General features: G+C 73.1%; 7 protein-coding genes and 1 pseudogene. 5 read left to right on the forward strand and 3 right to left on the reverse strand.

Going from position 1 to position 10,146, the window contains the following annotated elements; translation table 11 throughout:
• Positions 1–1,007, reverse strand: a pseudogene (locus tag AB0D44_RS33490) (sugar-binding protein); the annotation flags it as partial.
• Between the two features lie 463 nt (positions 1,008–1,470).
• Here AB0D44_RS33490 and AB0D44_RS33495 point away from each other — a divergent pair.
• Complete coding sequence (locus AB0D44_RS33495) at positions 1,471–3,114, forward strand: DNA repair helicase XPB (RefSeq protein ID WP_362598404.1); 1,644 nt, start codon at positions 1,471–1,473, stop codon at positions 3,112–3,114.
• A gap of 161 nt (positions 3,115–3,275) precedes the next feature.
• Here the strand turns inward: AB0D44_RS33495 and AB0D44_RS33500 are convergent, their stop codons facing one another.
• A complete protein-coding gene (locus AB0D44_RS33500) occupies positions 3,276–3,461 on the reverse strand; it encodes a hypothetical protein (protein WP_362598407.1) in 186 nt (61 codons plus the stop codon).
• A 406-nt stretch (positions 3,462–3,867) separates the two neighbouring features.
• Here AB0D44_RS33500 and AB0D44_RS33505 point away from each other — a divergent pair, with 406 nt between their 5' ends.
• Positions 3,868–5,841, forward strand: a complete 1,974-nt coding sequence (locus tag AB0D44_RS33505; RefSeq protein WP_362598417.1) for an AAA family ATPase — start codon at positions 3,868–3,870, stop codon at positions 5,839–5,841.
• 122 nt (positions 5,842–5,963) lie between these two features.
• Here the strand turns inward: AB0D44_RS33505 and AB0D44_RS33510 are convergent, their stop codons facing one another.
• On the reverse strand, positions 5,964–6,656 hold the full coding sequence (locus AB0D44_RS33510; protein ID WP_362598409.1) for a copper homeostasis protein CutC: 693 nt from the start codon (positions 6,654–6,656) through the stop codon (positions 5,964–5,966).
• A gap of 125 nt (positions 6,657–6,781) precedes the next feature.
• Between AB0D44_RS33510 and AB0D44_RS33515 the strand changes: the two genes are divergently transcribed.
• The 3 genes from AB0D44_RS33515 (at position 6,782) to AB0D44_RS33525 (ending at position 10,057) form a co-directional block, all read left to right on the forward strand.
• Positions 6,782–7,450 carry a hypothetical protein gene (locus tag AB0D44_RS33515; protein ID WP_362598412.1) on the forward strand — a complete coding sequence of 223 codons (669 nt, stop codon included), beginning with the start codon at positions 6,782–6,784 and terminating at the stop codon, positions 7,448–7,450.
• A 57-nt stretch (positions 7,451–7,507) separates the two neighbouring features.
• Entirely contained in the window at positions 7,508–8,752 is a 1,245-nt protein-coding gene (locus AB0D44_RS33520) for a Cmx/CmrA family chloramphenicol efflux MFS transporter (RefSeq protein WP_362598420.1), read from the forward strand.
• Between the two features lie 81 nt (positions 8,753–8,833).
• Positions 8,834–10,057: a serine hydrolase domain-containing protein gene (locus AB0D44_RS33525; RefSeq protein ID WP_362598414.1), complete on the forward strand. Its 1,224-nt coding sequence runs from the start codon at positions 8,834–8,836 to the stop codon at positions 10,055–10,057.
• The last annotated feature ends 89 nt before the right edge of the window (positions 10,058–10,146 follow it).

The raw sequence follows: 10,146 nt of genomic DNA on the forward strand, positions 1-10,146 counted from the left end.
ATCGGCGCGGTGTTCCAGGTGATGAAGGAACGGGCGGTGCGCCAGGTGCCGTCGGCGTTCTTGGTGCCGGGGTTGCCCAGGTCCAGCTCGGTGTCCGCGGACCAGTCGACGGTCTCGCCCTGCTGGACGTAGGTGTCGAAGAGGTTCCCGAGGGTGGAGGTCGAGGGGTCGACCGTCACCGGGTACTTCGTGGCCGGGTCCGCGAGGAACTTCTCGTCCGGGGTGATGACCAGGTCCACGCCGCCCTTGGTCTCGACGACCTTCATGGCGACCTTGGCCCGCCGGGTGTGCTCACCCGAGACCTCGTCCACCGTCGCGTCCCACATCACCGGCGCCGGCATGGTCGCGGTCTTGTTCGACTTCTCGTCGGTGAAGAGCACACTGCCGTCGGCCTGCGCGGCGACCTTCAGACCCTTGGTCTTGAGGGGAAGCGTGTACGAGAAGCCCGCAGCAGGCTTCGCCTTCACCTCGACGAACTGCTCGAAACCGGTACGGGTCGCCTCGACGACCACGTCCGCACCCGGCACGGCGTCCACGTACCTGGCACGGGTGCCGTCCAGCTCGGGCTTCGGCAGACCACCGCGCCACTGCAGCGCGATCTGCTGGTCACCCTCGCCCAGCGTCACCAGATCCGTCGCCGGGGCGGCCTGGGCCGCCTTCAGCGAAGCGGCCTTCGCACCCGACTTGCCCGCGAGCTTCAGGCCCCTCGGGTGAGCCTTCGACGCGACCGAACCGTCCACCTGTGCGGCCAGCTCGACGTCCACGTCACGCCACTCGCCGGTCGCCGCATCACGGAACCGGACCGGACCGGCGAAGACCTCGGAGGTGAGCGAACCGTCCTTGTTCACCCACGTCGTCGAGGTCTCCGTGCGCTCCGAAAGCGCCTCCACCCGCTTCCCCGACAGGCGCGCCGCCACACGGGCGGACGGGATGTCCGCCGCCGAGGTGGCGGTCGGCTTCTCGGCCGTGGCGGCGGCCTTCGCCACGGCCTTGGCCTCTGCCGCCATCGCGGCGCTGGTGCCGTCCAGCAGCGTGACGCCCAGGGCCAGGACGAGTCCGCCTGCGATGTGCCGCAGACTCCTCCCGGTCCAGGGCCGCCCGCGCTCCTCCGGAGCGGGAACGTGTATCTCCATGCTTCCCCGGTCTCTTGTGCTTCCTGCGTTCTTCTCGCGCCGCAGGCCGCGGCGCGAGAGTGAACGTAACGGAGGCCAAAGGGCCCAAAGGGGCATCAAGATCCCAGATTCGGAATGGCGTGTTCCAATTGGAATCTGTGATTCCAGTCACATTTCCGGGTCGTGAACCCGCTCGGGCTGCTCGCTGCCGGGGTGGACGGAGAGCACGCCCTACGAGCTGCGCGGGCCCGGCAGCCGACCCGGCAGCCGACCCCGCCCCACCCGTGCCGCGATGGGGCACACTGGAGGTTTGGCCGCCCGCGCCCGGGTGGGCCACCCATGTCTGAAAGGGACGTTCGTGAACGGGCCTCTCATCGTCCAGAGCGACAAGACACTCCTCCTCGAGGTCGACCACGAGCTCGCCGGAGCCGCGCGGCGTGCCATCGCACCCTTTGCCGAGCTGGAGCGGGCTCCCGAGCACATCCACACCTACCGGATCACCCCGCTCGGGCTGTGGAACGCCCGGGCCGCCGGGCACGACGCCGAGCAGGTCGTCGACGCCCTCGTCGAGTTCTCCCGCTATCCCGTCCCGCACGCGCTGCTCGTGGACGTCGCCGAGACGATGGCCCGCTACGGCCGGCTCACCCTCTCCAAGCACCCCGTGCACGGACTGGTCCTGACGAGCACCGACCGGCCCGTGCTGGAGGAGATCCTGCGGTCCAAGCGGATCACCCCGCTCGTCGGGGCGCGGCTCGACGCCGACACCGTGGCCGTGCACCCCTCCGAGCGCGGCCAGATCAAGCAGACGCTGCTCAAGCTGGGCTGGCCCGCCGAGGACCTCGCCGGGTACGTCGACGGCGAGGCCCACGCGATCGACCTGGCCGAGGACGGCTGGGCGCTGCGCCCCTACCAGCAGCAGGCCGTCGAGGGGTTCTGGCACGGCGGCTCCGGTGTGGTCGTGCTGCCCTGCGGCGCGGGCAAGACGCTGGTGGGCGCCGGGGCCATGGCGAAGGCCAAGGCGACCACGCTGATCCTGGTCACGAACACCGTCTCGGCCCGCCAGTGGAAGCACGAGCTGGTCAAGCGGACCTCGCTGACGGAGGAGGAGATCGGCGAGTACTCCGGAACCCGCAAGGAGATCCGGCCCGTCACGATCGCCACCTACCAGGTCCTGACGACCAAACGGAAGGGCGTCTACCCCCACCTGGAGCTGTTCGACTCCCGCGACTGGGGCCTGATCGTCTACGACGAGGTGCACCTGCTGCCCGCACCGGTCTTCAAGTTCACCGCCGACCTCCAGGCCCGCCGGCGCCTCGGCCTGACGGCCACGCTCGTGCGCGAGGACGGGCGGGAGTCGGACGTCTTCTCGCTGATCGGGCCGAAGCGGTTCGACGCTCCGTGGAAGGAGATCGAGGCGCAGGGCTACATCGCGCCCGCCGACTGCGTCGAGGTCCGGGTGAACCTGACGGAGTCGGAGCGCCTCGCCTACGCGACCGCCGAGACCGAGGAGAAGTACCGCTTCTGCGCGACGACGGCGACGAAGCGCAAGGTCACCGAGGCGCTGGTGCGCAAGCACCAGGGTGAGCAGACGCTGGTCATCGGCCAGTACATCGACCAGCTGGACGAGCTGGGCGAGCACCTGGACGCGCCCGTCATCAAGGGCGAGACCTCCAACGCGCAGCGCGAGAAGCTCTTCGACGCGTTCCGCGAGGGCGAGATCAGCGTGCTGGTCGTGTCGAAGGTCGCGAACTTCTCGATCGACCTGCCCGAGGCGACGGTCGCCATCCAGGTGTCGGGTACGTTCGGCTCCCGCCAGGAGGAGGCCCAGCGGCTGGGCCGCGTCCTGCGGCCGAAGGCGGACGGCCACGAGGCGCGGTTCTACTCGGTGGTCGCGCGCGACACCATCGACCAGGACTTCGCGGCGCACCGCCAGCGCTTCCTCGCCGAACAGGGCTACGCCTACCGGATCATGGACGCGGACGAGCTGCTGGCGAACGACTGAGCCGGTCACGCTCCACGCGCCCGGACCTCCCGCGGGCGGGACCGGGCGCGGGCGGGACCGGGCGCGGGCGGGACCGGGCGCGGGCGGGACCGGGCGCGCCGCACGCCGCACCGGCGCGGGCCTGCGGGCCCCGGGCGGACGGGACCGGGCCCGGCGGCCGGTCAGCGGCGTATGACGCCCGCGTCCTCGGCGTACTCGCCCAGGACGACGACGCTCACGGCGGCCGCGGCGAAGACCTTGGCGGCCCGCAGGACGCCGCCGAAGCCGTGGCGCGGACGGAAGTCGGAGGTGGCGGTGGCGCCGCGAGGGACGCCGCCCTGGACCGGGGTGAAGGTTGCGGTGCTCATGTGTCCATGGTCCGTTTCCGCCCGCGCCCCGGCATCGCCCCAGGGGCGGAACCTCCTGGCCCCGCGGGTCCTCCTGCGGGCCCATGCTCACCCCTAGTGGCCCTGCCCGAAGTCTCACACCCCTGGGTATGACACCCGTTCGGAGGTACCGGCCGGGTCCGCCCTGCAGGCGGGGCCTGCGGTCCCCCAATCCGTTCGCGCGCCCCTGCCGCGATGACTACACTCACCGCTCTTGCCGCCTCCCGCCGCACCACCGGGGAGAGCCGCCCACCGCACGGAAACCGGTGGGCCATCTGTTCCGTACCCAGCAGCTGGAGGCAGTCCCGTGCCCGCGCACGCCCCCGAATCCGACCCGCTCGCGCGCGAACGCGCGCACCTGACCGCCTCCCGCGCCGCGCTCCGCGCCATGCGCGAGGACGTGGAGTCCCTCGACATCCGCGACGTCACCGCGAACTGGGTCAACGCGATCGTCCTCCAGGCCCAGATCGACGACCGGATCAAGGCCCTCGCCGACCTCGCCCACACCCCCCTGTTCTTCGGGCGGCTGAACTACCTGCACGCGCCCGGCGCGGAGCTCGCCGAGGGTGCGCAGGGCGAGCAGTTCTACATCGGCCGCCGCCACGTCCACGACGCCGACGGCGATCCGATGGTCATCGACTGGCGCGCGCCCGTCTCCCAGCCGTTCTACCGGGCCTCCAAGACCGACCCGCAGGACATCGCGTTGCGCCGCAGGTTCGGCTACACCGGCGGCGAGCTCACGGCGTACGAGGACGAGCACCTCTCCGACCCCTCCGAGGCGGCCGCGGTCAGCAAGCTGCTCCAGCAGGAGATCGAGCGCCCGCGCGTCGGCCCCATGCGGGACATCGTCGCGACGATCCAGCCCGAGCAGGACGAGATCGTCCGCTCCGGCCTGTCCGGCTCCGTGTGCGTGCAGGGCGGCCCGGGCACCGGGAAGACGGCGGTCGGCCTGCACCGGGTGGCGTACCTGCTGTACGCGCACCGCGACCGGCTCGCCCGCACCGGCACCCTCGTCATCGGACCGAACCGCTCCTTCCTGCACTACATCGAGCAGGTCCTGCCCGCCCTGGGCGAGTTGGAGGTCAAGCAGGCCACCGTCGACGACCTGGTGGTCCGCGAGGGCCTGGAGGTACGCGGCACGGACGCGGCCGAAACCGCCGTGGTCAAGGGCGATGCCCGGATGGCCGAGGTGCTGCGCCGGGCCCTCGATTCCCACGTCGCGCAGCCGGCCGAGGCGCTGATGGTGGTGCGCGGTTCGCGCCGCTGGCGGGTGCCCGCGTACGAGATCGCCGAGATGGTCGAGGAGCTGCAGAAGCGCGACATCCGCTACGGGGCCGCCCGCGAGGCGCTCCCGCAGCGCATCGCGCACGCGGTCCTGGTCCGGATGGAACAGGCGGGGGAGGCGCCGGACGACCGCGTGCAGGACGCGGTGGCGCGCAACACCGCCGTGAAGGCGGCGGTCAAGGAGATCTGGCCGCCGGTCGACCCGGCGAAGCTGGTGCTGCGCCTGCTGTCCGACCCGGACTTCCTCGCAGCGCACGCGCAGGACGTCCTGACGGCGGACGAGCAGAAGCTGCTGCTGTGGCCGAAGCCGTTCAGGAGCGTCAGGTCGGCGAAGTGGTCGGCGGCCGACCTGGTGCTGATCGACGAGGCGGCCGACCTGGTGGAGCGGACGCCTTCGCTGGGCCATGTCGTCCTCGACGAGGCGCAGGACCTGTCGCCGATGCAGTACCGGGCAGTGGGGCGGCGCTGCACGACGGGCTCGGCGACGGTGCTCGGCGACCTGGCGCAGGGCACCACGCCGTGGGCCACGCGCAGCTGGGACGAGGCGCTGGCGCACCTCGGGAAGCCGCGGGCGGTGGTGGAGGAGCTGACGGCGGGCTTCCGCGTGCCGCGCGAGGTGATCGCGTACGCGTCCCGGCTGCTGCCGTCGATCTCGCCGGGGCTGGCTCCGGTCTCCTCGGTCCGTGAGACGCCGGGGTCGCTGCGGATCGCCGAGGTGGCGGACCTGACGCCGGCGGTGGTCGAGGCCTGCCGGGCCTCGCTGGTCCACGAGGGGTCGGTCGGGCTGATCACGGCGGACGCGCGGGTGCCGGTCCTGGCGGAGGCCCTGCGGGGGGCGGGGCTGGCGTACCTGGCTCCCGGCGAGGAGACGACGGCGGAGTCCCGGCTGACCCTGGTGCCGGCCTCCCTGGCCAAGGGTCTGGAGTACGACTACGTCGTGCTGGACGAGCCGGCCGCGATCGTCGACGGCGAGCCGGACGAACGGACCGGGCTGCGCCGCCTGTACGTCTGCCTCACCCGAGCGGTCTCGGGCCTGGCCCTCGTGCACGCGGCCCCGCTCCCGGCCGCCCTGTCCTGACGTGCGGGTCCGCTGCCGGGGCTGCGCCCCGGACCCCGCGCCTCACACGCCGGCAGGACCGGAATGCGTGTGAGGCGCGGGGGTTCGGGGGGCAGCGCCCCCCGACAGCGGCGCCGCGCCGGTCAGTCCAGCGCGGCCCGCCACTCGGCGACGGCCTCCGCCGAGACGGGCCGGCCCCACCCGGAGGGCCGGGCCGCGCCGCCGATGTGGAACGCGTCGATCCCCCCCTCGCGCAGCATCGGCAGGTGCGACAGCGCCAGCCCCCCGCCGACCAGGATCCGCGGCGCGTACCCCGGCTCCCCCCGCCGCGCGGCCCCCGCTTCGGCCAGCAGCACCGGCATGCCCTCGTCGACCCCGGCCGCCGAGCCCGCCGTCAGGTAGGTGTCCAGACCGGGCAGGTCCGCCACCGCCTTGCGCAGGCCCTCGCGGTCCGCCGCGCGGTCGATCGCCCGGTGGAAGGTCCAGCGGCAGCCGTCCAGTTCCGCCAGCACCGCCCGGGCCGCCGCCAGGTCAGGGGTCCCGTCCGGGTTCAGGAACCCGAGGACGAACTCCTCCGCCCCCTCCGCCCGCAGCTCCCGCGCCGCGTCCACCAGCCCGGAGACCTCGCCCGCCGCGAACCCGTCCGCCTTGCGGATCATGACCCGCAGCGGGATGTCGACCGCCGCCCTGATCGCCGCGAAGGTCTCGCGCGGCGGGGTGAGCCCGTCGGCGGCCATGTCGGTGACCAGCTCGAGCCGGTCCGCCCCACCGGCCTGGGCCGCGATCGCGTCCTGCGCGTCGAGGGCGATCACCTCCAGGAGCGCACGGTTGCTCATTCGATCCCATCCTTCGAGAAGCTGAACGAAATAGGTCTGGTGAAAATAGGTCTAGTCCAATATCAAGAGTACGGGCCTCCGCCCGCGCTCCACCAGCACCCGCACGCCACCCCCACAATGTGCGCATGGACACAGGCACCCCGCACACCGACACCGCGGCCCTCCGCGCCCGCTGGCACGCGGCCGCCACCGCCGCCGGCGCCGCCGCCGACCGGGACCCCGCGCCCTACGCCGACCGCCTGCTCGCCGCCTGGGCGGAGCCGCAACGCCGCTACCACACCACCGCGCACCTGGCCGACGTACTGGCACGGATCGACGTACTGGCGGAGCACGCCGCCGACCCCGCCGCCGTCGAGCTGGCCGCCTGGTTCCACGACGCCGTCTACCGCCCCGACCGCTCCGAGAACGAGGAACGCAGCGCCGCCCTCGCCGAGCGGGCCCTGCCCGAGCTCGGCCTGGAGCCGGCCCGCACCGCCGAAGTGGCCCGGCTGGTCCGTCTCACCGTCACCCACGACCCCGCGCCCGGCGACACCAACGGCGAGGTGCTCTGCGACGCGGACCTCGCCGTCCTGGCCGGCGCGCCCGAGGCGTACGCCGCCTACGCCGCGGCCGTGCGCGCCGAGTACGCGTTCGTTCCGGACGACGCCTTCACCGCCGGCCGCGCCGCGGTGCTGGGGCAGCTGCTGGCGTTGCCGCGGCTCTTCCGCACCCCGTACGGAGCCGCGCACTGGGAGGCCCCGGCGCGCGCCAACCTCGCCGCGGAGCTCGCACGGCTCACCCCCCGGGGAATGTGATCGCGTGCGCGACGGTTGGTGCATGTCATGCCCGCAGATGCCGCACGCCGCCCCCGCATGCCCGTAGCCGTCTACATTCTCGGCCTGTCCGTCTTCGCGCTCGGCACCAGCGAATTCATGCTCTCGGGACTGCTGCCGCCCATCGCCGGGGACATGGGCGTCACCATCCCGCAGGCGGGCCTGCTCATCTCCGCGTTCGCGATCGGCATGGTCGTCGGGGCGCCGCTGCTGGCCGTGGCCACGCTGCGCCTTCCGCGCCGCACCACCCTCATCTCCCTCATCAGCCTCTTCGGCCTCGGGCAGGTGGCGGGAGCACTGGCTCCCTCGTACGAGCTCCTGTTCGCCTCCCGCGTGGTCTCCGCCCTCGCGTGCGCCGGATTCTGGGCCGTGGGCGCGGCCGTGGCCATCGCCATGGTCGACAAGGACCAGCGGGCCCGCGCGATGGCCGTCATGATCGGCGGCCTGTCCATCGCGAACGTCCTCGGCGTTCCCGCCGGGGCCTTCCTCGGCGAGCACCTCGGCTGGCGCTCCGCGTTCTGGTCGGTCGGCGCGGCCTCCGCGATCGCCCTCGCCGGCATCCTGGCGCTGATCCCCAAGATCCCGCTGCCCGCCGATAAGCCCTCGCTCGGCCGCGAACTGCGCATCTACCGCGACCGGCAGGTCTGGCTCTCCATCGGCATCACGGCCCTGGCCGCGGGCGGCGTGTTCTGCGCCTTCAGCTACCTGTCACCGCTGCTCACGGACGTGGCGGGGCTGGACTCGGGCTGGGTCCCGTGGATCCTCGGACTGTTCGGGGTCGGCGCGCTGGTCGGCACCACCATCGGCGGCCGGGTCGCCGACGCGCACCTGTTCGGCGTGATGATCTGGGGCATCACCGCCTCGACCGTCTTCCTCGCCGCGCTCGCCCTGCTGGCCTCGGCCGCGGCCGCGGCGATCGCCCTGTCGTTCCTGCTCGGCGTCTCGGCCTTCTTCACCGCCCCGGCGCTCAACGCCCGCATGTTCAACGTGGCCGGCGCCGCCCCGACCCTGGCCGGCGCCACCACCACCGCCGCCTTCAACCTCGGCAACACCGGCGGCCCCTGGCTCGGCGGCACCGTCATCGACGCGGACCTGGGCTTCGCCGCCACCGCCTGGGCCGGCGCCGCGATGACCGTCACCGCCCTCGCCCTGACCGCGGTCGCCCTGCGCCTGCACCGCCGCACGCCGCCCCGGGCGACCCGGGTGGTGGCCTCCGCCGGCCCTGCCGCGGGCCGCGCCGGACAGTCCGCCGAGGAGCCCGCCGTGGAGCCCGCCCGCGCCTGACGACGGCCCGGTCGCAGCCCCCGGCCACGGTTCCTACGATGGGAGGGACCGCTCGGGGACGTGCGTCAGAGGGGGCCCGACATGGCCCGGTACCGGACGAGGACGGCCACGGCCCTGGCCGCCGCCTCCCTGCTGCTGACCGCGCTGTGCGCGGGCCAGGCCCCCGCGGCCGCCCCGTCGGGCCGGGCCGGCATCGACCCCGCGACCGCCGAGAAGCTCGACGACGCGATCACGGCGGCCATGCGCGAGGCGGACATCCCCGGTGTGGGGGTCGGGTTGTGGATCGACGGCGAGCGTTCCTACGAGCGCGCCTTCGGCACCGCCGACAAGGCGGCCGGCACCCCCATGAAGACCGATCTCTTCACCCGGATCGGCAGCGTCACCAAGACCTTCACCGTCACCGGCGTCCTCCAGCTGGTCGACGAGGGGAAGGTGCGGCTCGACGCGCCCATATCGACGTACCTCGACGGCGTGCCCGGCGGCGACCGGATCACGGTCCGCCAGCTCGCCGAGATGCGCAGCGGCTTGTACAGCTACACCGAGGACGAGAGCTGGCTCGCCTCGTACCAGGCGGATCCGCACCGCTCCTGGACCCCGCAGCAGCTGCTCGACGTCGCGTTCAAGCACCCTGCCGAATTCCGGCCGGGTGCCCGCTGGGCGTACAGCAACACCAACACCGTGCTGCTCGGCCTGCTCGTCGAGAAGGTCTCCGGCCGGCCGCTGCACACGTACCTGGACCAGCACGTCCTCGAACCGGCGGGCCTGGACGACACCTCGCTGGCGACCGGCTCCGCGATGCCCGACCCGTACGCGCACGGCTACACGAACTTCACCAAGGACGGCACGACCACCGACGCCTCCACCTGGAACCCGTCCTGGGCCTGGGCGGCCGGCGCGATCATCTCCACCATGGACGACCTGCGCAGCTGGGTACCGACCTTGGTGAACGGCCGGCTGCCCGGCGGCGACCGCCTGCTGGAGCCCGGCACCCAGGCCCAGCGGCTGCGCGCCGTGCCCACCGGGTACCCCGACGTGGGCTACGGGCTGGGCATCGCCGACGTCGACGGCTGGATCGGCCACAACGGCGAACTGCCCGGCTACGAGACCATCGCCGCCCGGCTCCCGCAGGCCCGGGCCACCCTGGTGATCGTGGTGAATTCCGACGTCGACGGGAAGTCCGGCAACCTGAGCTCCCTCATCGGCAACACGGTCACGAAGATCGTGACCCCGGAGCACGTGTGGTCGCTCCCGGTGCAGGCCCAGCCCAACGCCGTCCCCGAGCCGTCGCCCAGCAGTGGTGGCTAGGGGGTGTCTGACGGAGGTCCGCGGCGTCGCGGTGCCCGGCACGCACTCTCGCCGCACCGGCCGAAAGCCCAAGTACGTCCAGTACGGGG

Source organism: Streptomyces sp. NPDC048349 (assembly GCF_040651925.1).
GTDB lineage: Bacteria > Actinomycetota > Actinomycetes > Streptomycetales > Streptomycetaceae > Streptomyces.